Genomic DNA, 20693 nt, shown 5'->3' with positions numbered 1-20693 from the left:
ATTGAATAAAAAATATAATAATGAATTACACAAATATCTTAAACAACTCCCCGGAGCTTTTCGAGCAATTCTGGAACATCATGGTAGAGAGCTTTCCTGAAACTGAAAGAAAATCGAGAGAAGACTATTACTCTCAATTATATAACGCCTCCTTCGCAATTAACTTGTTCTTTAATGAAGATAATGACGTTAAGGGCTTTATGGCATGGTGGAAGCTAAAACAGCATCGATTTGTTGAACATTTTGCAGTCTCTTCAAAATTCCGAAATCAGGGGTTGGGAAACATCATTTTCAAAGAGTTTTTAAATGAAAGTACACTTCCTGTAGTACTCGAAGTGGAACCACCTGTGGATGAGATGGCCATTCGCAGGGTTGGTTTTTATGAGCGGATGGGATTTAAACTTCACCCTTTTAAATATTTTCAACCGCCATATCACAAAGAGCATTCGCCATTATCGCTTAAAGTCATGACAAATACTCCGGAATTTACCCAAGAGCAATTTATTAAGCTTAAAGATGAGATTTATGAGGTGGTGTATGGGATTGACAAATAGGAATCTGAAAGAAGTTGCTCACAATGATATAGAAAAATAAATGAGGGTTTGACTTTAAGTCAAACCCTCATTTAATATATATAAAAAAAGGTCTTGGAGATTTACTCCCACCCTTCTAAAACTTGTAACTCAAACCAATTCCCGGAATCCAGGCACTGGTGTTGTAGGTTCCGGGCAACATAGGCATGGTTGAGTCTCGCTCCTCTCCCATAATATGGAGTATCGATGCATCAACACTTAATCCTTCATTTATAAACCATGAAAACCCGAATGATAGGCCGGTTTTATTTGTTCCAGGAGTTTCAGGCGTAAGGTATTGGTCTTTGATGGGTGTTTCATCATAATATACGCCGGCTCTTAATAATACTGATGGGTTTAATGTGTACTCAGCACCAAATCTGTATATCATGGTGTTTTCAAAATTCTTTGGCATGGAGGTGTTGTCCGTTTGTTCAAACTCAAAATCGAGAGATTCATAAGCAGACCAACCAACATGTTGCAGATCGACAGCAAAAAACCATTTACTATTAGCTCGCCAGCTTAATCCAAAAGTAAGATTAGACGGCATTGGTAGCATTGATGAAAATTTATTGTCTGAAGGAAAAAAGGATTCAAATGGCTCAGGTACGGTATATTCAACGTCGCCTTTCTCTAGCTCAACTTCTACTTTTGAGCGATAACTAATTCCTAAACTTAGACATTCACTTATCTGATAAAATAATCCGGCTGTATAACCCAAAGCAGTAGTATTTCCTTGAAGATTTATCTTTCCATCAACACTCGGAAACATTTCATTAATTGATGATAGGTTAAAAGCTCTATTCATTTCCACGCCTCCAAAAACCACAGCTAATCCACCTCCAACACTGAGCTTATCCGTAATTCTATACGATAATGTAGGCTGAACAAAAATGGCCTGAAGCGAGATGTCCTGGATCAAATATCTTCCGCTCCAGTCATCACCCCATTTTAACGAATTCCCAAAAGGTGATGTAACACCAATTCCGGCCACCAGGTTGTCGTTAATTTTCCCGGCTGCATATACGTAAAATGGGGTTCCTGTTGGATTATCAGACTCTTCCTTAACACCGCCAGCTTCAAAAGAATTGCTTGAAAGAACAGCACTACCTCCCGCCGAAAAATCAAATTGGGAATTCATCATTCCCATAGCTCCCGGGTTAAAGTGTATGCTGGTTGCACCCAATGACTGGCCGGCTCCCGTATGTCCCATACCTGTTTGACGATTACTCTGTAGGTTTACCTGGTAACCTTCGGCACCTATTGTTATTGATATTCCCAACAACAATGTGATTAACGATAGTTTTCTCATAATAATTTACTTCAACTTTAGGGTTTAATAACTTTCGTAACAATAATTTTATATAGCTAAAGTAATTATTTTTTTAAATCACACAGAAATTTATACCACAGACTATTAGAACGTTATAGACATAAATCCATACAACCATCAACGCGTCATTTGTATATGTCTAATTTAAAGTTCATTAATATCTTTATTCTGTTTAACGAATACAATTCGCTACTCCCATTTTTTAATAAATACAAATCATTTCAGGAATCGCTTTGAAGTTTATAATCTAAAAAATTACTTCAGTTATTATCCTTTATCAGAAACATAGCTCTCTTAACAAAAAATAACGTAGCGGTATCATACTTTTGCGTATATTTATTTTCAAATTATACTAAAAAATTAACAAAGATGATACAATCGACTGATAAAAACACACTTATAGAGAAAGGGATCAGCGAAGAGCAACTTAATGAACAGATAAGTAGATTTAAAGTGGGTTTTCCAGATTTGAACATTATCCGTCCGGCCATTCCGGACAACGGCATCACGATTCTTAATGATTCAAAAACTGAAGAATACACCAAAAGATTCACAGAGCAATTAGAGTCAAGCATCAGCGTCTCGAAATTTGTACCTGCATCTGGTGCAGCAACCAGAATGTTTAAAGACCTTTATCAGTATCTTGAAAACCCTGTTCCACTTAAAACCCTTGAGATTAACCATCCTGTAGTAAAATTTATAGAGTTGCTGCCAAGATTCGCTTTTTTCGCATTGATTCAGGAAAAACTAAAAACATACAATCTGAACAATGTTCATGTTAGAAAATCAAGAGCTGAAGAGATCATTAAAGCAGTTTTAGGTGAAGAAGTACTCAAATACGGACAGTTGCCAAAAGGGTTAATTCATTTTCATAAATATGAAAATGACGTCAGAAGCGCCATGGAAGAGCATCTGGCGGAAGGTGCAAGGTACGCTTTAAATAAAAATGGATTGGTCAATATTCATTTCACTGTTAGCCCCGAACACCATGAATTATTTAAGGAGATGCTTTATAATAAAGGGCCTTTAATCGAAAACCGTTTTGATATAGGTCTGGATGTATCATTTAGTTTTCAGAAACCACACACCGACACATTGGCTGTTACGCCTGATAATGAGCCATTCAGGGATGAAAGTGGCCAATTGGTTTTTCGACCGGGCGGACACGGAGCGCTCATCGAAAACCTGAATGAACAAAATGCTGATCTGATATTTGTTAAAAATATTGACAATGTAGTACCCGAGCACCTTATGGATACGACCATAACATACAAAAAAGCACTGGGTGGAATGCTTCTGGATGTTAAAGAAACCATTTTCTCTTTTCTCGTAAAGCTTGAGAAAGCACCGGCTCAAATTACCATTGAAAGCATTGTTAAATTTATAAATGAGCAGCTATCGGTTAAACTGCCGGAGAATTTCCCGGCTTTTTCCAATGATGAGAAAGTGAGTTACCTGAAAAGTTTTCTGAATCGGCCTATTAGAGTCTGCGGAATGGTTAAAAATGAAGGTGAACCCGGGGGTGGACCGTTTATAGTAAAAGATGAGGCCGGACAGGAATCTCTGCAGATTCTTGAAACTTCGCAAATAAATATGAACGATGCGCACCAGGTTACCCAGCTTAATAATGCCACGCATTTTAACCCTGTTGACCTGGTCTGCTATGTCAGGAATTACAAAGGAAAGAAATTTGACCTGACCAAATACACCGATCCCCAAACAGGTTTTATCTCAGAGAAATCGCTCAGTGGCCGACCACTGAAAGCGCTTGAGCTACCGGGCTTATGGAATGGTGCCATGGCAAATTGGATCACGCTTTTTGTGGAAGTCCCAATTGAGACTTTTAACCCGGTAAAAACCGTAAATGATCTGCTGCGACCTCAACATCAGCCGGTTGTTTAAAACACCCTGAAAGATTCTTTTCAATAAATGCTGAAAGATCATTGTTTATGAGTAAATTTGTGATCTAAAACCGGATATTTATGCATGAATCCTGGCATACCAACTATAATAACATCAAAGAAGAAATTGAAAGATTTGAACAGATGGAAAATGGTCATAAAAACCATTTTTTTGACGTTCACACCATAGAGAATATTTTCGATTTTTTTTCCGACAAATTTCAGTTTGAAAAAGCCGAGCGAGTTTTACAAATCGGCATACATCAACACCCCTATGCCACATCATTAAAAATTAAACAAGCCATTGTTTTAATAGAAAAAGGTGAAGATCAGGAAGCAATTCACCTTTTAGAGGAGTTACAAAATCTTGAGAAATCCAATCCTGAGGTATATCTAAATCTGGGATTGGTTTACCTTCGTAATAACCGCATCAATGATGCGATTATTTGCTTCAATAACGCACTGGAGTCAGCTTTTGAAGATCGGGATGAAATATTGCTTGATATTGCCATTAATCTCAACCAGGAAGAGGCTTTTGTTCATACCATATCTTTTCTGGAACAGGAAATAAATAATTATCCCGACAGCGAAAGCCTGCTGTTTGAGCTGGCTTACGCCTATGACAAGGAGTATAATCTTGATAAAGGTCTGGAGACTTATCTGAAAGTCATTGACATCAATCCATTCTCGGAAAACGCTTGGTATAATCTTGGCATTCTTCATATTAAGAACAGTGATTATGAAGCAGCCAATAATTGCTATGACTATACTCTTGCGCTCAATCCTCGCCATGGTGAGGCTTTGTTTAACAAAGCCAACAACATGGTGAATTTAGATAGGTGTCAGGAAGCCATCGATATTTATATCGATTATATCTCTTATGGTTACGAAGAAATTCTGCCTTATCACTACATTGCCGATTGTTATGAAAGGATTGGAGATATTGAAATGGCCTTGCGATTTTATCGTCTCGCCACCAAAACTGATCCCGCCTACATGCCGGTTTGGCTTAACTATCTGGCCTGTTTGATTAACCATCAATTTAAGAAGGAGTCGGTAAAAGCTGGAAAACTTGCCATTAAACATCATCCTGACTTTGGGGAATTCTGGTATCTCTACGGTCGTGCACTTTTACTAAACAAAATGTACGACGAGGCTTACAAAGCTTTTGAAGAGGCTGTTGAAGATGATCCTGAAAGCTTGAGAAATTTCTATGAAATTTATCAACTGATTTTGGTAGAAACACCTGCAAAACAACGTGTTCGTCAGTTACAGGCTTGGTTAAAGAAGTATCCCGATTCACCGGCTGTGCATTTTATATTGGCCACTTACTATATTAAAGACAGTAGAAACGTTAAAAAAGCTGCCATGCATTTTGAAAAGGCCATGCAAAACGATCCCGGAAGCTATGACTTATTAATTGATCTTATGCCTGAACTGGACGGACCAATTGACCGAAGTCCGGCACTCAGAAGCATTCTTTATAAGTACCTTATTCATGATGACGGTCCGTTTTAAAAACACCACCATCGGAACGTGCTCCCGAAATTATAGTTATATTTATACAAACTAAAATCACAGGGTCATGAACTTTAATCTTCCATTTTTACCTGAACGAACTGATAAACCTCGCGTAACCGGCGTCTCCATGATGACCGATAAAGGTTTGAGCGTTCGTGAAACGGAGAGTTTTTGTGAGGGAATATTTCCATACACCGATTTTGTTAAAATGGCCTTTGGCACCAGTATTTTGATTCCATCGCTGGAATCAAAACTTAATATATATAAAAGTGCTGAGGTTACACCGGTTTTCGGAGGAACGCTTTTTGAGCTCTTTTTCCACAGAAAATTAGTGGATGAGTACCGCAAATATCTTGACAGATATGGAATGGAGTATGTGGAAATTTCTGAAGGCACCATTAGCATCACCCGTGAAGAAAAACTCTCGGCCATCAGGGAATTTTCAAAAAACTATAAAGTCATCAGCCAAACCACAGGCACACTTCACGATGAGCATTTCAGCTTTGATAAATGGACAGAACTTGCGTCCGAGGAGTTAGCTGCCGGGGCTTCAATGGTGATAATAAAAGAGAGTGAACAAATGCCGGTTTACGGCAAAGACGGATTGGCCCGATACATTCATGAAAATGAAGGTAAAAATATAAGTCCACAACAGTTGCTATGGGACAGCTCTGATAAAAAGCATCAGATAGAACTCATCAATCTTTTCGGGAATAATGTTAACCTGTGCAACATTCCGCCTGAGGATATAATTTCATTAGAAACCAAACGACTGGGGCTTCACAGCTCTACTTTGTTAAAACTGATTCCGCCTGTTACCGGTGAGGAAGATTAAAATTTAAATTGTAATGATAAAAGAATTCATTGGCCATGGCCTGAAAGGCATGGCCATGGGTGCTGCGAATGTGATACCAGGCGTATCAGGAGGCACCATTGCTCTGATAACCGGAATTTTTGAACGACTCATAAATGCCATAAAATCATTCGATGTAACAGCCTTTCAGTTGATTTTGAAGGGCAATTTTAAAGATTTCTCAAAGCATACCGATTTAAGTTTTCTGGTGACTCTTTTCGCAGGAATTGGTGTTGCCATTCTCTCACTTGCCAGAATACTTGAATTCCTCTTTGCTCAACACCCCACTTATGTCTGGGCCTATTTCTTCGGACTTGTACTGGCATCTGTTTGGTTTGTTGGAAAAAGCGTTGGAAAGTGGCACTACGGTTCCATCATCTCCTTAATTGTCGGTGCAGCAATTGCAGTTTCAATCACAGTAATGACTCCCGCGTCCGAAAACGGTGCGTTGTGGTATCTTTTTATATGTGGCATTGTTGCCGTGTGTAGCATGATACTTCCCGGCCTGAGTGGCTCTTTTGTTTTAATTCTGATGGGGAACTATCAATTGGTGATGATTCAGGCTGTTAACCAGTTTCGACTGGACATCCTGATTCCTGTTATTGCAGGAGGTGCGTTTGGACTGATGGCGTTTTCCCGGCTGTTATCGTGGCTGATGAAGCGGTTTCCGCATTCAACCATAGCTCTGTTAACCGGCTTTATAGCCGGTTCATTGGGAATTTTATGGCCATGGAAACACGAACTGACTGAAACATTCGGAGACAAAACAAAAGTGATTGGTTATGATTGGTTATGGCCTCAGACAGATGCAACATTTTGGTTTGCCGTGCTTCTCTTTCTGGGAGGAATTGCAACTATTTATGCCACTGAATTAATCGCCCGAAAAAAAACAGAATAATTAACGACTATGCGCACATTTGGTTTAATAGGCTATCCTCTCTCCCACTCATTTTCGCAGGGATATTTTACCGAGAAATTTAAAAAGGAAAAGATAGGTGCCAGGTATCTGAATTTTCCCATAGCCTCTATCTCTGAGTTTAAAGGATTATTGGAACAACACCCTTATCTGGCCGGGTTAAATGTCACCATTCCATATAAAGAACAGGTCATTCCATACCTCGATGAACTGGATGATGAAGCAGGCCGTATTGGTGCTGTAAATGTGATTAAAATATCCTGGAATACCAACAAACCATTTCTGAAAGGCTTTAACAGTGATGTAACCGGCTTTCTGGATTCCCTGAATCCATTAATTAAACCTGAACACACCAAAGCTCTGATTCTGGGAACGGGCGGTGCTTCAAAGGCGGTTTCGCACGCTTTATTAAAGGCAGGCATACTATACCGGTTCGTTAGCAGAACCCCAAAAGCTCCTGCTCATGTCAGTTACGACTCTTTAACCCCGGAAATAATCTCTGAGTATAAAATCATCATCAACTCCTCTCCCATCGGAATGCACCCCAATACAGAGGATGCACCGGACATCCCTTATGATAGCATTACCAAAAACCACCTGGTTTATGATTTGATATATAATCCGGAGACCACCCTGTTTATGAAAAAAGCCGCTGAAAAAGGTGCTGTTGTAAAAAACGGGCTCGAAATGCTGCATCTGCAGGCCGAAGAGGCCTGGAGGCTTTGGAATATGGATTGATATATAGATGCATATAACACATCATTTGTTCTATTGATATTGTAAATATTTAAAAATTTAATCTATATTATAAGCAACCATATAAATTTCTATCCATCTAATAATTATTGAATAATCTAATAAATAATTTAACAATTAAAAACTATGTTTATGTTGTTTAGGTTGATGCTATTGATAGGAATTGGAATCATACTACTATCTTCATGTGATAAACAGGATGATTCTGACTTAGAAGATATAATTATCGGTAGAGAGTTTGACCCGCAATTACTCGGGACATGGACGATGAATTTTTCTACAAGAGATGACTTCAATGGGATTGGAAGTTGGCTTGATTCATTACATTTCGCAGAGAACAATATTGGAAATCAAAAAATATATCAGTTTTCTGAGCTGGAACGTGAAGTTCCATTTCTGTATTATACGGATTTTGATACTCTTTTCATTTTTCGTAATAAGAAATTAGAAAAGTGGGTTTATGATTTTAAAGATGACAACTTATCTATTATTTCAATACATTCAATCTATATTAGCTATTCTGAATTCTTAACTTACACAAGATCAGAATAAAACTCCATTTTTTTGCTAAACGAGATTTCTATTATTATTCATTTGCGACAATCACCTATATGCCTTACTATTATTTGAAATTGTCTTTTACAAACACCTCCTCAGGATAAATCACATCCACCAAATAAAGTCCTTCGGCTGGTGCGGAAGTGCCAGCCTTTCCTCGGTCTTTTAGTTCGATGATTTTTCTAAAATCATCTGGTGTGATTTTACCTCGTCCCACATCCAATAATGTGCCAACAATGGCTCGAACCATGTTTCTTAAAAATCGGTCGGCTTGAATATTAAATACATAGCGGTCGCTATGTGTTTCCCATCTGGCAAAATCTATCCGACACAAATTTGTTTTGGTATTGCCATGCAACTTGGAGAAGCTGGTAAAGTCATCATACGCCAACAAACTCATGGCTGCCTCATTCATCAAATCAACATCTGGTTTAAATTTAATTCTTGTTGCCAGGCCGTTTAAAAACGGATTCTTTTGCGTTGTGATATGATACTCGTATCGGCGGGCAATGGCGCTAAAACGACTGTGAGCATCGTCATTTACCTTTACAACAGAATATATCGCAATATCATTGGGTAAGTAACGTGACAGATGAATGGCTAGTTTTTGTGGCTCTTCAAGTTTTTGTTGCAAATCGAAGTGCGCAACCATATAGCGGGCATGTACACCAGTATCGGTTCTGCCTGCTCCGGTAATTGATACCGGTTCACGCAAAATGACGGAAATTGCCTTTTCAAGTTGTTCTTGCACAGAAATACCATTAGGCTGACGTTGCCAGCCATGGTATTTTGTACCATTATAGGCCAATTCCATAAAATATCTTGCCATACGCTATAAAGTTATGATGGCAAAGATAACATCTTCGATTTATTAACAATCAATCGAAAAAGTAATGATTCAGATTCCAGGAGCAAAAAGTCACAAGCTCACTCTCATTAAAGGCATTTTGGTTGAATGCTTTTATCTCTTTGGCCAGACGATCCACTTTTTCAGCATCTTTTACCTGAAGAAGTACAGCGGAATTATACCCCGGCCACACCGGGTCGTTAAATCGTGGTGCACCCAGCTTGTTCTTTGCTGTAACCTGGTCGATGACCTGGTAGGCTCTGATTTTATTCTCTTCAATGATTTTAAGCAACGACTCCAGCACGCTTACGTTGCATGTACAATATATCATTTGCATAATTATGACGATTAATTTGTTTTTCTTTCTTTGTGAACGCTGTGCCTTTGTGGGAGTATAAAATCCCACAAAGACACAAAGAGCACAAAGTTTAATTATTGACTTTTTCGATTAAACAGCGTGTATATCACCGGAACCAGAACAAGGGTAATGACAGTTGAAAACAACATCCCTCCAATGATGGTAATCCCTAGCGGACTCCACATTTCAGAACCCATTCCTGTTGACAACGCCATTGGCGTCATTCCAAGGATGGTTGTAAAACTGGTCATCAACACAGGACGCAACCTTGAACGGCCACCTTCCAGAACCGCCTCTACTAAAGAATAACCTCGCTTTCTCAATAAATTGGTGTAATCTACCAGAACAATTCCGTTGTTTACCACCACTCCTAAAAGCATAATTACACCGATAAAGGTCACCACGCTTAAGGTAAGTCCTGTGATGACAAAGGCCCAGATAACCCCAATGATGGAAAAAGGAATGGCAAATATGATGATGAATGGGTCTTTTAACGACTCAAACTGAGATGCCATCACCATATAAACCAGTAAAATACCTGCAATAAACATCAACATCAGGCTATCAAAAGACTCCCCCTGGTCAGTAATTTGTCCGCCAAGTTCAACACTAACGCCGGATTCGTGAGGAATCTCATCAAGCATAGCCTGCACCCTGGCTGCTCCCTCACCAAGAGATATGCCATTTAAATCGGCCATTACTTTGACAATTCGTTGCTGTTCTTCACGGTTAATCTCAAGTGGTCCGCGGGACTCCACAATGGCTGCAACCTCTCGAACCGGCACCTGTTTTCCAGTGAGCGTAGAAATCATGATGTTGTTCAAGTCATCCGGAGAATTGCGGTGTTGCGGAGAATAGCGCACAACGATGTCGTACTCGTCACCACCATCATCAAATTCGCCAGCATCGGCACCATATATGTTTTGACGAACCTGCAATGCAATCATGGCTGAATTAAGTCCCAGCTGTGATGCACGTTGTTTATCCACACGTATCTGATATTCAGCTTTACCCGGGTCGATGGTGTTCTCAATATTGATAAACCCGCTCATTTGCCTTAATTCACGCTGGATACGTAAGGCCATGTTGTTGAGCCTGTCAAAATCATGTCCTGTAATATTTACTTCAATTGGGCTCACATTTCCGAACAGCGCATTTGATAGCAAACTTCCACCGGTTACTGTAAACTGCTCAATTTCCGGAATTTCGGCTTCAATTCGCCGACGCACAACATCTGCGGCTTCCTGAGCAGAACGGTCCCGCTCTTCGGGGCGTCCCATTCTGACCAACATGGTTCCAATGTTCCGTCCCTCCTGAAAGCCAACGGTGGTAAGAGCTCCATCTTCTGTTTGACCAACAATGGAAAACTCAGCCTGTAGTTCAGGAATTTCTTCCCTTACTATGCTCTCAATTCGTCGGGCAACCCGCTCGGTTTCCAACGGACTTGTTCCTATTTCCATCTCAAACTCAATGATGACATCACCAGAATCAAATTGCGGAATATAGTCGGTTCCTACACGGGTTCCCATATAAATGGTTAAGCCAAAAAACAGAACGGCTACGGCTACAACCACTTTTTTATGATGAACGGCCCAATTGAGCGTGGATTTATAGAAATTTTCGATGGATACAAAAACCTGCTCGCTTAGTTGATATAGTCGTCCATGCTTCTCCTCCCCCTTTTTAACAGGCTTAAGAAGTCTTGAAGAGAGCATTGGAGTCAACGACAATGCAGTAATCAATGAAGCCAGAAGTGTTACTGTGGTCAATACGGCCAGCTGCTTAAACAAAACACCAACAATCCCCCCCATAAACAACATGGGAACAAATACACTGATGGTGGTTAATGTTGAAGCTGATATGGCCATCCCAATTTCAGAGGCTCCAAATACTGAAGCCTGGCGTGGTTTGCTTCCCTCCTCCACATGACGTGTTACATTTTCCAACACCACAATGGCATTATCTACCACCATACCAATGGCAATGACCACCGACATCAACGAGAAAATATTGATGCTGTAATCGGCCATGAACATAAATATAAACGCTACAATAAGCGAAATGGGCATGGTCAACATGATGATAAGTGAAGATTTCCATTCACGCAGGAAAATAAACACCACAATCATTACAAACAAACCGGCCCACCAGAGGGTACTAAATAGGTTACGAATGGAGCGGGTCACAATATCTGAACTGTCAATCAATTCAATAATCTCCACATCATCGGGTAACAGAGTGCGGATATGGTCCATTTCCGCTTTTACAGCATCAGCTACTTGTAAAGTGTTGGTTCCGGTCTGTTTTTGTACAAAAAACATGACCGAACGTTGACTTTGGCTTCGTGCGTAGGAGTTTCGTTCTTCAAAATCATCATTTACAACAGCCACATCCCGCACGCGAACAGGTTTTTGGTTGAATGATTTCAGAACCACATCCTCAATTTCAGACACATCTTCTATCTCTCCAAAAACACTCACCGAAAAATCACGTGTTCCCACGTTGATATTTCCACCGGGAATGGTGATATTTTCGGATTTTAGAACGGTAGCAATCTGATTAACGCTCAATCCGTATGCCTGCATCTTTAGTGGGTCAACCTCCACGCGGATTTCGCGACGAGGAGCTCCAATGGCCACCACGGTACCAACACCCTCTACTTTTCGCAGAGGTGCTGCTATCTCTTCCTCAATGATATCCGACAACTCGTAGTAGTTGTCGGATGCCTGAATGGCGTATGACAACACCGGAATCATGGCACTGTTAACTTTTAAAATAACCGGTTGGTAAACATCACGCGGTAAGCGTCTTTTAACCAGCTCTATCATGTCCCGGGCACTGTTGGATGCTTCGTTGATGTCCACATTCCAATTAAAACGCATGGTAATAAAAGAGACATTCTCTTTTGACGAGGATTGGATGGTTCTGAGATTTTCGGTAGCTGCCAGAACTGTTTCCATTCGCCTGGTAACCTGTTCTTCAACCACCTCTGCCGAAGCACCGGGATATACCGTTATCACCGTGAGTGTTGGGAATTCGATATCGGGCAACACATCGCGGGGTAATATTTTCAACGCCACCGCACCAAACAGAAAAATGGCGATAAAAACCATCATGGTAGTGATGGGGCGCTTTACACTTACATGTGGTAATTTCATCGTTGCTCTCCTCCTCCATTATTTACAATTCGAACCTGCTCTCCATTTGTCACGCGGCTTTTACCCCCGGTAATAACCACATCGCCATCATTCAGACCGGTAACAGCCGCACGGTCGTTGATTGAACGAAGCCGTTCTATTTCGCGAATTTCCACAACTCCATCTTTAACAACTGCCACTTGCTCCATTGTGGTTTCAGGGTTGCGAAAAATGGCTTCGATGGGAATAAAAACTAAATACTCTTCAGGAAATTGAATTCCCACACGTGCAAACATGCCGGGTTTGATGCGCACATCATCGTTGGGGATGGTTATCTCTACCGTGGACGTGCGTGAAGTGGTTGATAAATAAGGCTTAATAAGCGATACTTTTCCCTGGAAAGTTTCTCCCGGCCACGCGTCCAGAGTGATATTTGCTTCAAGTCCACGCTCAACCCTTGCCAGGTCTCGCTCATTCACCTCAACGGCTACCTTTACGGGGTTTAGTTGCATCAGTCTTAAAATTCCACTGGTATTGGAATACCCGGGCTCAAAGTTGAAATTGAGAAAATAGTTTTCGCCTTCGTTTACCATGTAATCAACAATCACCCCGCTAAATGGTGCCGTTATGTGCGTATTCTTCTGAGCCAATTCATGTTTTGCCTTTGAGGCATCAAACCGGGCTTTTACATGGTCATACTCCTGCCTGCTTACCGAACCATCTTTAACCAGTCGGGAAACCCTCTCATAATCTCTTTTGAGTGTTACGAATTCAGCTTCTGACTGGGCAAGCATTTCACCCGCCATCTCTACCAGAACCTGTCCTTCGCGTACATGGGTTCCTTCAGGATAGATAATCTTCTCAACCTTTCCGGGAAATCCTGCTCCCAAATTGGCTTCCCTGTTGGCAAAAACGGTTCCTGTGAGATTTAGCGTGTGAGAGTAATCTTCCCCTTTTGCCACAACCGTACTCACTGTTAGCAGACTTTTATCCTGTTTTGACTCTTCTTCAACACCTGTACAGGCTGCAAAAAACATGGATATTGCCAGTGGCATTATCCAAAATGCTACCGATGGAATTTTATGTTTCAAATTGCTCATTTTATCAAGATTCTATTGGTTATCACTTATTTTTAAATCACCTATGGCTTTTTGAAGATGGGTATATGCCAACCTGTGTGCTGCTTTGGCTGAAATGGATGCGGAATGCGCATCCTGCCAGTGTGCCTGTGCTTCCAACACGTCACGTGTTGTAGCACGTCCCTCATTAAAAAGATTGTTGGTTACCCGCAAATTCTCTTCTGCCTGCTCAAGCGAGAGGTTTGCCAAATCAAGACGGCTTTTGGATTCATGAAACGAGAGCAGTTCACGGCTTACCTGTAACTGAACCATCTCTTTGGTCTCTTCCAGTTCCAGTTGTTGTTGTTGACGGGCAATTTTGGCCTGTGCAACCTGGTTGCGTCTTTCGCCAAAATGGAAAATGGGAATGGAAATACCCACGCCAACGGAATAGTCGCCGCCAAATTCGCGTGCAAAACCGTTGTAAGGATTGGGATTGCTCACATGATAACCCGCCATGATGCCGATGGCCGGCATCATTTCAGCGCGCTCAACCTGCACCAGCTTTTCAGCAATGGTAACAGCTTCGTTCATCATGCGGAGTTCCTGCCGTTGCTCCAGCGCTAAATCGGTATAATATCCCTCCTCCATTTTCAGCATCTCCGACGAAAATGTTTCGCTTAATTCCGTCCTGTCATAAAATGGGAGTCCTATGAACTGATTCAACGCCAATCTACTCATTTCAAGTCCATTTTCCACTTGAATGGCACTCAGTTTCACTTCGTTTTTTCTAACCTGTACCTGCAACAGCTGATTTCGGGTGACAATTCCTTCACGGAAAAGATTTTCCATATCCTGCTCAAGGTTCTCGAGCAATTCTATGTATGAATTGGTGAGTGAAAGCATTTCACGCAACCGAACCACTTGCCAATAAAGTTCGTCGGTACGGGCAATGACTTCCATAATGGTGAGCTCTTCTCGGGCTTTTGAAATGTTTTCTGCACGTTGAGCAATTTCATGTCCTCTTCTTATTTTTCCACCCATGTAAAGAGGCTGGCGCATGGTCGCACCAAACTGCCAGTTGTGTTTAGAACCAACCTCCGATTCGCTTTGCGGAAGCCACGCGTAGTTTTGGAAGACAGGCGTTCCATCAGCATTGACTAAAGTTTGTCCGGTTTCGGGATGTGTTGCAAATGCTCCCGGAGCCAAAGCGGAATTAAAAGTACCCGTTGAAGCATCAATGCCTTCATAGGGTACGACCGGTAAAAACATATCATTTTCCAGCAATGAGTATTTTTTACCTCGCAATTGATAACCGCCTTCAAAATCGAAACTGGGCAAAAAGTTATTGAATGCCGAACGGGTTTGCAATCCGGATGCCTGGCGCTCTAATTCAGCCTGTTTGATTTTCCGGTTATGGGAAACCGCCAGTTGTCGCGCTTCATATAGCGATAACATTTCGCCTGAAAAGGCATAAAACGGCATCAATAAGAATAAAACAATCACATTTATCTTCATCTGTTCACTCTTTTGTTTAAGCCACAAAACTATTACTGTAGTGGTTTGATAGTGAATTAAAATTCTCCAAACGAAAAATCAAAGGAATGAAACCGACTATGAAAGAATGAAGCGAATTTACGACCATTTGGTACGATAAGTACCAAATGAACTTAATTGTTAATTTCTATAAAATAAAGCCAACGCAATTTGTACTAAAATCATTGTATAAATCTGAATATCTTTATCATATCAATCTAAAACAAGTTGTTAAAACCCATTTGAAACTTGACAGTGTGAAGGCACTTTTGTAATTTAATATGTCATAAGTTCTTAATTTTATTCATTTAAATTTGTGATTCACTATGAGAAAAGAAGTAGGAATCTGGTTAGATACCAACAAAGCCGTGTTGGTAAGTTTAATGGACGGAAACAATGAATCCGTTCAAGTTCTTGAATCAGAAGTGGAATCCAGAACTAGGTTTCCGGGTGAGAAGAAAAATTCCAGAATGGGAAGTCTACTCACCAATGCAGATGACAACAAGGTAACCAACCGAAAAAAACAGCAGAAACACCATTATTATCAGGAGATAATGAAGCATGTTGGGTCAGAGGTGAATGCGCTCTATCTTTTCGGACCTTCGAAGGCAAAAATTGAGTTGGAAAAAGAGCTAAAAGAGAATGCTCATTTCTCGCACACAGATATCAACGTGGAGTCGGCAGATAAAATGACTGAAAAACAAATGATAGCCAGAGTGAGAAACTATTTTGAAACACAAAAAAACGGGAAACATGACAAAGTGGTTCATTAATTTTCAATCAAATACAATGAAGCATCCGCTGTTACGGCCACTGGCCGTAACAGTTCCCTTGGTTTTTATCGTTATCATTGCATTACTTTTTATAAACAATAATAATACTATGGCTCAGGACTGGGAAGCATTACGCGAACGCATGGTCAATGAACAGTTAAAATCAAGAGACATCCGTTCCAAATCAGTACTGGAAGCCATGCGACAAGTACCGCGGCATCTTTTCGTACCCGAACACCTGCAAAGATTTGCTTACGAGGACAGACCGCTGCCAATAGGATTGGAACAGACCATTTCGCAACCTTACATTGTTGCATTTATGACAGAACAAATCAATCCCAAACCGGGTATGAGAGTACTCGAAATAGGAACAGGAAGCGGTTACCAGGCTGCGGTTCTGGCCGAACTGGATTGTGAGGTTTATACCATTGAACTTCTTCCGGAACTGGCTGAGAGAGCTAAAAGAGACTTAAACAACGCCAACTACACCAATGTAAATGTTAAAACAGGTAACGGATTCCTGGGATGGCCGGAACATGCTCCTTTTGATGCCATAGTGGTGACAGCTGCTCCGGAACAGATTCCCCCTCGACTGGTGGAGCAGCTTAAAGATGGCGGAGTGATGATTTTACCCGTTGGGCCGGTTCACAGTCTCCAACACCTTAAAATTGTCACAAAAAAAGGAGAAGAAATTTCTACCCGCCGTTTAATGCCGGTTAGGTTTGTGCCTATGATTGATAGAGATTAACATGAACTGGAACAAAAGAATTAAGGAGTTGAAGTCTGGAGAAGAAAGCAAACGCATTGCAAAAGAGTTGTCAGAACAACCGGAAGTCATTCCAACTATTATTGAATTAATTAAAAACAAAGAGAAAAAAGTTGCGTGGCGAGCTGCGTGGATTCTGGATAACTTTTCGAGACAATACTCCCCAATGCTGATTCCTTACACAGACCAGTTTTGCGAAATTCTGATTTCAACGCCAAATCAGGGAGTAAGGCGACATTTGACCAATATTCTGTGTACCATCCCTGCCGAAACCATTGAAGACGGACGTGTTGTTGATGCCTGTCTGCAATGGATTACAGAAGAAAAATCAGACATTGCTGTAAAAGCCAATTCCATGCAGTTGGTGGCGAATATTTGCAGGGTTTACCCCGAACTTGCATCAGAAATCATCCATGTGATTGAGCAAGGCATGGAAAATGGCAGTACCGGTATTAAAAACAGGGGTAAAAAAATCATCTCAACACTTGAACCTTTGGTCATTTCATCCATTCGGCAAAGTTATTTCTGAATTTTATCACCTTAGGTTCAATAACTACTCTGCAATATGGCTGGTCTGGATTGCTTCGGAAATAGTTCTGATGATACTCCTCCGCCTTGTAAAACTGGGCTTCTTCCACGAGTTGCGTAACAATGGGGTTTTCATAAACCTTTTGCTCTTCCAGGTGAGCCATCACTTTTTCAGCGGTTCGTTTTTGCTCGTCCGATAAATAAAAGATGACTGAGCGATATTGTGTCCCAACGTCAGCTCCCTGCCGGTTAAGTGTGGTAGGGTCGTGAATGGTAAAAAAAATGGACAATAAAACCTCATAGGAAATTGCATCCGGGTTAAAGTGAATCTGAACCACTTCAGCATGACCTGTCCTCCCTGAAGTCACCTCACGATACGCAGGGTTTTTAATATATCCGCCACTGTAGCCGGAGACTACCTCTTCCACCCCTTTTACCTTCTGAAAAACTGCTTCGAGACACCAAAAACATCCCCCGCCTAAAATGGCGGTTTCCCTATTTTGCTCTGCCATAAGATTAATATTTATGATTAAGGCAAAAACGATTATTATTGCTTTGCTCTTCATATGCTCTTTTATGGTATAACAAATAAAGTCGGTGAGGGTTTTGAGAATTCAACCCTTTTAGGGTTGTGGGAAACATTTCGTATGTTGTAACCATCGGTTTCACCGATACTATTCATTTTTAAATCCTTCGGACTTAATCCTATCGAAAATAATAATCCGGCAATATCAATCCCGAAGGGATTAAAAACGATTAGCACCGCATTTCATGCGGTGAATCATAATACCAAAACATGATTAGCACCACATGTAATGAGGTGCGGTGTTTCACAATAAATAAATATATACACCAACCACAACGTGGTTAAATATTCATCCTCAACACCTCCTCTATAATTCTGATTCCCTCCAATGATTCCTGTGGCTTTACTGCCGATTCACTTCCAAACCTGATACTTTGGTGAAGATTGTCATAATAAGCAGAATAATTGCCTGCAACGGTTTCAATGTTCCCCCGAAAATGCAACCCGCTGACATCACTGTTAAGTAAGCCCCACAGGTTTTGCGGGTCGGTTCCCCAAGCGGGTTCATTGGGAAGGTGTCCGTTCTTCAATGCCTCCTCCTGCGGGTCGAGGCCATATTTAATAAACGAACCATTAACTCCATGCAACATATAAGCCGGCATCTCCTCACGCACCAGGTAACTGGCTTTAAGAGTGACAGAAACCCCTGAATAATTTAGCCGCAAATCAAAGAAATCGTGAACCTTTGAACCATCCCGCATGGCATGTAAATTCCCACTTACGGACTCCGGTTTGCCAAACAAGACCAAAGCCTGGTCAATCAGGTGTGAACCAAGATTCTGCAAAATTCCCGTCCCCAGATTCCCATCCTCTTTCCATGAATCCTGAATATAGGTGCGATAACGGTTATATCGCGCCTCATATTCTACCAAACGGCCAATCAATCCCTCATCCAGCACCCTTTTTACAGTCAGAAAACTATTGTCCCACCGTCGGTTCTGAAAAACCGACAACAAAACTCCCTGTTTCTGCGCCAATTCAATAAGCTCCTCTCCCTGTTCGGTCGTCTGCACAAATGGCTTTTCCACTACCACATGTTTGCCGGCATTAAGAGCCATTTTGGCCTGTTCGAAATGAAGATGGTCCGGCGTGTTAACCACGACCAGTTCAATCTCTTTATCGTTGATGATATCATTAAAGCTGCGAACAATTTTAGCATTTGGAAAAACTGACAAAGCAGAATTGGAACTCCTTTGCATGATAGATTTAACCCTGAATCCGCTGTTGATTTTTAGCAAAGGTCCGTGAAATACCTGTCCCGACATGCCATAGGAGGCAATTGCCGTTATAATTGGATTACTCATTTGTGTCATATTTAAATTAAAAACCGAATATACCAAAAAATCATCAAAGCATCCAAACACCTTCAAAAGCACTGTAACTTTAACTATATTTGTATCACAAAAGAGCAAACATGAATGAATATCCCCCTCTGGCAGAACGTATGAGACCAAAATCGCTGGACGACTATATTGGTCAGCAGCATTTGGTGGGTGAAGGTGCCGTGTTGCGCAAAATGTTTGAAACAGGCCGCATCAGCTCCATCATATTGTGGGGACCTCCCGGAGTTGGAAAAACCACTTTGGCTCGAATCATTGCCAATCAACTGGAGCGACCTTTTTATGTGCTTTCTGCTGTTTCGTCGGGAGTAAAAGATGTTCGGGAAGCCATTGAAAAGGCCAAAAATTCGAGATTTTTCAACAGTGCATCGCCCATTTTATTCATTGATGAAATACATCGATTCAGTAAATCCCAACAGGACAGCCTTTTGGGAGCTGTTGAAGATGGAACGGTTACACTGATTGGCGCAACCACCGAAAACCCTTCTTTTGAAGTGATATCGCCACTTTTGTCGCGTTGTCAGGTTTATATTCTGGAACCTTTGGAGAATAAGGATTTGATGGATTTATTTAACCACATCATTAAGAATGATGTGGTACTGAAAAAACGGGAACTTCTACTTCAGGAAGATGAAGCCCTTTTTAGATTTGCAGGCGGTGACGCCCGCAAATTCCTCAACATCATAGAACTGGTTTGCAACTCATTTAAAGATGATGAATCCATCATCATCAACAACCAAAATGTAACCTCATTATTACAGCAAAACCCTGCGCAGTATGATAAAAACGGGGAAATGCACTACGACATCATCTCTGCTTTTATCAAATCCATCAGAGGCAGCGACCCCGATGGTGCTGTTTATTGGCTGGCACGCATGGTGGAAGGTGGCGAAGACCCCAAATTCATTGCCCGTCGGTTGATTATTTCAGCCGCCGAAGATATTGGTCTGGCCAATCCCAATGCACTGCTGCTTGCCACCAACTGCTTTGAAGCCATTAAAATGGTCGGTTGGCCCGAGTCAAGAATCATCCTGAGTGAAGTGACCATTTACCTGGCCACGAGCCCCAAAAGCAATTCGGCATACGTGGCCATCAATCAGGCGCAGGAACTTGTCCGCAACACAGGAAACCTTCCGGTACCGCTGCATTTGCGAAATGCCCCAACCAAGCTCATGAAAAAAATGGACTACGGCAAAGAGTATAAATACGCCCATGATTATGAAAATAATTTTGTGGAACAGGAGTTCATGCCAAAACAAATCAAAGAAAAGAGAATTTGGTTGCCACAAAATAATCCCCAGGAGTTAAAACTCCGCGAACGAATGGAACAGCTTTGGAAACGCAAATATTAACA

General features: G+C 41.2%; 19 protein-coding genes. 11 read left to right on the top strand and 8 right to left on the bottom strand.

The features are described from left to right. The first annotated feature begins 20 nt into the window (after positions 1–20). Positions 21–554, top strand: coding sequence for a GNAT family N-acetyltransferase (locus EV194_RS05605; protein WP_132432967.1), 534 nt, complete (start codon positions 21–23; stop codon positions 552–554). Positions 555–669: 115 nt separating this feature from the next. Here EV194_RS05605 and EV194_RS05600 read toward each other — a convergent pair whose 3' ends face one another. Beyond that, positions 670–1884 carry an OmpP1/FadL family transporter gene (locus tag EV194_RS05600; RefSeq protein WP_132432965.1) on the bottom strand — a complete coding sequence of 405 codons (1215 nt, stop codon included), beginning with the start codon at positions 1882–1884 and terminating at the stop codon, positions 670–672. Positions 1885–2274: 390 nt separating this feature from the next. Between EV194_RS05600 and EV194_RS05595 the strand changes: the two genes are divergently transcribed. From EV194_RS05595 to EV194_RS05570, 6 genes are all read left to right on the top strand, one after another. After that, complete coding sequence (locus tag EV194_RS05595) at positions 2275–3807, top strand: DUF4301 family protein (protein WP_132432963.1); 1533 nt, start codon at positions 2275–2277, stop codon at positions 3805–3807. 80 nt (positions 3808–3887) lie between these two features. Beyond that, positions 3888–5324 carry a tetratricopeptide repeat protein gene (locus EV194_RS05590; protein ID WP_132432960.1) on the top strand — a complete coding sequence of 479 codons (1437 nt, stop codon included), beginning with the start codon at positions 3888–3890 and terminating at the stop codon, positions 5322–5324. Between the two features lie 67 nt (positions 5325–5391). After that, positions 5392–6162 (top strand): phosphosulfolactate synthase, encoded by a 771-nt coding sequence (locus EV194_RS05585; RefSeq protein ID WP_132432958.1) that lies wholly within the window; start codon positions 5392–5394, stop codon positions 6160–6162. Between the two features lie 13 nt (positions 6163–6175). After that, positions 6176–7078: a DUF368 domain-containing protein gene (locus EV194_RS05580; RefSeq protein WP_132432956.1), complete on the top strand. Its 903-nt coding sequence runs from the start codon at positions 6176–6178 to the stop codon at positions 7076–7078. Between the two features lie 9 nt (positions 7079–7087). Continuing rightward, positions 7088–7834: a shikimate dehydrogenase family protein gene (locus EV194_RS05575; protein WP_132432954.1), complete on the top strand. Its 747-nt coding sequence runs from the start codon at positions 7088–7090 to the stop codon at positions 7832–7834. A 150-nt stretch (positions 7835–7984) separates the two neighbouring features. Continuing rightward, positions 7985–8404: a hypothetical protein gene (locus EV194_RS05570; RefSeq protein WP_132432952.1), complete on the top strand. Its 420-nt coding sequence runs from the start codon at positions 7985–7987 to the stop codon at positions 8402–8404. 70 nt (positions 8405–8474) lie between these two features. On the opposite strand, the gene truA is transcribed toward EV194_RS05570, so the two are convergent. The 5 genes from truA to EV194_RS05545 form a co-directional block, all read right to left on the bottom strand. After that, a complete protein-coding gene (gene truA / locus EV194_RS05565; RefSeq protein WP_132432950.1) occupies positions 8475–9239 on the bottom strand; it encodes a tRNA pseudouridine(38-40) synthase TruA in 765 nt (254 codons plus the stop codon). 49 nt (positions 9240–9288) lie between these two features. Continuing rightward, entirely contained in the window at positions 9289–9594 is a 306-nt protein-coding gene (locus tag EV194_RS05560) for a PG0541 family transporter-associated protein (protein WP_132432948.1), read from the bottom strand. 95 nt (positions 9595–9689) lie between these two features. After that, a complete protein-coding gene (locus tag EV194_RS05555) occupies positions 9690–12773 on the bottom strand; it encodes an efflux RND transporter permease subunit (protein ID WP_132432946.1) in 3084 nt (1027 codons plus the stop codon). Then, entirely contained in the window at positions 12770–13852 is a 1083-nt protein-coding gene (locus EV194_RS05550) for an efflux RND transporter periplasmic adaptor subunit (RefSeq protein ID WP_132432944.1), read from the bottom strand. Before EV194_RS05550 ends, EV194_RS05555 begins: the two co-directional genes overlap by 4 nt. Before the next feature lie 12 nt (positions 13853–13864). Next, positions 13865–15328, bottom strand: coding sequence for a TolC family protein (locus EV194_RS05545; RefSeq protein ID WP_132432942.1), 1464 nt, complete (start codon positions 15326–15328; stop codon positions 13865–13867). A gap of 344 nt (positions 15329–15672) precedes the next feature. Between EV194_RS05545 and EV194_RS05540 the strand changes: the two genes are divergently transcribed. From EV194_RS05540 to EV194_RS05530, 3 genes are read left to right on the top strand one after another with little or no spacing between them, the layout of a single operon-like run. Beyond that, on the top strand, positions 15673–16119 hold the full coding sequence (locus tag EV194_RS05540) for a hypothetical protein (protein ID WP_132432940.1): 447 nt from the start codon (positions 15673–15675) through the stop codon (positions 16117–16119). Then, positions 16100–16867, top strand: coding sequence for a protein-L-isoaspartate(D-aspartate) O-methyltransferase (locus tag EV194_RS05535; RefSeq protein ID WP_132432938.1), 768 nt, complete (start codon positions 16100–16102; stop codon positions 16865–16867). Before EV194_RS05540 ends, EV194_RS05535 begins: the two co-directional genes overlap by 20 nt. A gap of 1 nt (position 16868) precedes the next feature. Then, positions 16869–17414 carry a hypothetical protein gene (locus EV194_RS05530; protein WP_132432936.1) on the top strand — a complete coding sequence of 182 codons (546 nt, stop codon included), beginning with the start codon at positions 16869–16871 and terminating at the stop codon, positions 17412–17414. Here EV194_RS05530 and msrA read toward each other — a convergent pair. Further along, positions 17383–17925 carry a peptide-methionine (S)-S-oxide reductase MsrA gene (gene msrA / locus EV194_RS05525; protein WP_243699340.1) on the bottom strand — a complete coding sequence of 181 codons (543 nt, stop codon included), beginning with the start codon at positions 17923–17925 and terminating at the stop codon, positions 17383–17385. The genes EV194_RS05530 and msrA overlap by 32 nt on opposite strands. A 355-nt stretch (positions 17926–18280) precedes the next feature. Continuing rightward, entirely contained in the window at positions 18281–19303 is a 1023-nt protein-coding gene (locus EV194_RS05520; protein ID WP_132432932.1) for a Gfo/Idh/MocA family oxidoreductase, read from the bottom strand. 110 nt (positions 19304–19413) lie between these two features. Here EV194_RS05520 and EV194_RS05515 point away from each other — a divergent pair, with 110 nt between their 5' ends. Continuing rightward, positions 19414–20691, top strand: coding sequence for a replication-associated recombination protein A (locus tag EV194_RS05515; protein WP_132432930.1), 1278 nt, complete (start codon positions 19414–19416; stop codon positions 20689–20691). Positions 20692–20693: the final 2 nt, after the last annotated feature.

It is taken from the genome of Natronoflexus pectinivorans, from assembly GCF_004345615.1.
Taxonomy (GTDB): Bacteria; Bacteroidota; Bacteroidia; order Bacteroidales; family Marinilabiliaceae; genus Natronoflexus; species Natronoflexus pectinivorans.
The sequence above is the reverse complement of the archived record's forward strand: the minus strand, read 5'-3'. Positions and strand labels throughout refer to the sequence as shown.

What these genes read in the sequence shown, in the direction of transcription:
- EV194_RS05605 (WP_132432967.1), top strand. Translation starts at nt 21, where the DNA reads ATGAATTACACAAATATCTTAAACAACTCCCCGGAGCTTTTCGAGCAA.
- EV194_RS05600 (WP_132432965.1), bottom strand. Translation starts at nt 1,884, where the DNA reads ATGAGAAAACTATCGTTAATCACATTGTTGTTGGGAATATCAATAACA.
- EV194_RS05595 (WP_132432963.1), top strand. Translation starts at nt 2,275, where the DNA reads ATGATACAATCGACTGATAAAAACACACTTATAGAGAAAGGGATCAGC.
- EV194_RS05590 (WP_132432960.1), top strand. Translation starts at nt 3,888, where the DNA reads ATGCATGAATCCTGGCATACCAACTATAATAACATCAAAGAAGAAATT.
- EV194_RS05585 (WP_132432958.1), top strand. Translation starts at nt 5,392, where the DNA reads ATGAACTTTAATCTTCCATTTTTACCTGAACGAACTGATAAACCTCGC.
- EV194_RS05580 (WP_132432956.1), top strand. Translation starts at nt 6,176, where the DNA reads ATGATAAAAGAATTCATTGGCCATGGCCTGAAAGGCATGGCCATGGGT.
- EV194_RS05575 (WP_132432954.1), top strand. Translation starts at nt 7,088, where the DNA reads ATGCGCACATTTGGTTTAATAGGCTATCCTCTCTCCCACTCATTTTCG.
- EV194_RS05570 (WP_132432952.1), top strand. Translation starts at nt 7,985, where the DNA reads ATGTTGTTTAGGTTGATGCTATTGATAGGAATTGGAATCATACTACTA.
- truA (WP_132432950.1), bottom strand. Translation starts at nt 9,239, where the DNA reads ATGGCAAGATATTTTATGGAATTGGCCTATAATGGTACAAAATACCAT.
- EV194_RS05560 (WP_132432948.1), bottom strand. Translation starts at nt 9,594, where the DNA reads ATGCAAATGATATATTGTACATGCAACGTAAGCGTGCTGGAGTCGTTG.
- EV194_RS05555 (WP_132432946.1), bottom strand. Translation starts at nt 12,773, where the DNA reads ATGAAATTACCACATGTAAGTGTAAAGCGCCCCATCACTACCATGATG.
- EV194_RS05550 (WP_132432944.1), bottom strand. Translation starts at nt 13,852, where the DNA reads ATGAGCAATTTGAAACATAAAATTCCATCGGTAGCATTTTGGATAATG.
- EV194_RS05545 (WP_132432942.1), bottom strand. Translation starts at nt 15,328, where the DNA reads ATGAAGATAAATGTGATTGTTTTATTCTTATTGATGCCGTTTTATGCC.
- EV194_RS05540 (WP_132432940.1), top strand. Translation starts at nt 15,673, where the DNA reads ATGAGAAAAGAAGTAGGAATCTGGTTAGATACCAACAAAGCCGTGTTG.
- EV194_RS05535 (WP_132432938.1), top strand. Translation starts at nt 16,100, where the DNA reads ATGACAAAGTGGTTCATTAATTTTCAATCAAATACAATGAAGCATCCG.
- EV194_RS05530 (WP_132432936.1), top strand. Translation starts at nt 16,869, where the DNA reads ATGAACTGGAACAAAAGAATTAAGGAGTTGAAGTCTGGAGAAGAAAGC.
- msrA (WP_243699340.1), bottom strand. Translation starts at nt 17,925, where the DNA reads ATGGCAGAGCAAAATAGGGAAACCGCCATTTTAGGCGGGGGATGTTTT.
- EV194_RS05520 (WP_132432932.1), bottom strand. Translation starts at nt 19,303, where the DNA reads ATGAGTAATCCAATTATAACGGCAATTGCCTCCTATGGCATGTCGGGA.
- EV194_RS05515 (WP_132432930.1), top strand. Translation starts at nt 19,414, where the DNA reads ATGAATGAATATCCCCCTCTGGCAGAACGTATGAGACCAAAATCGCTG.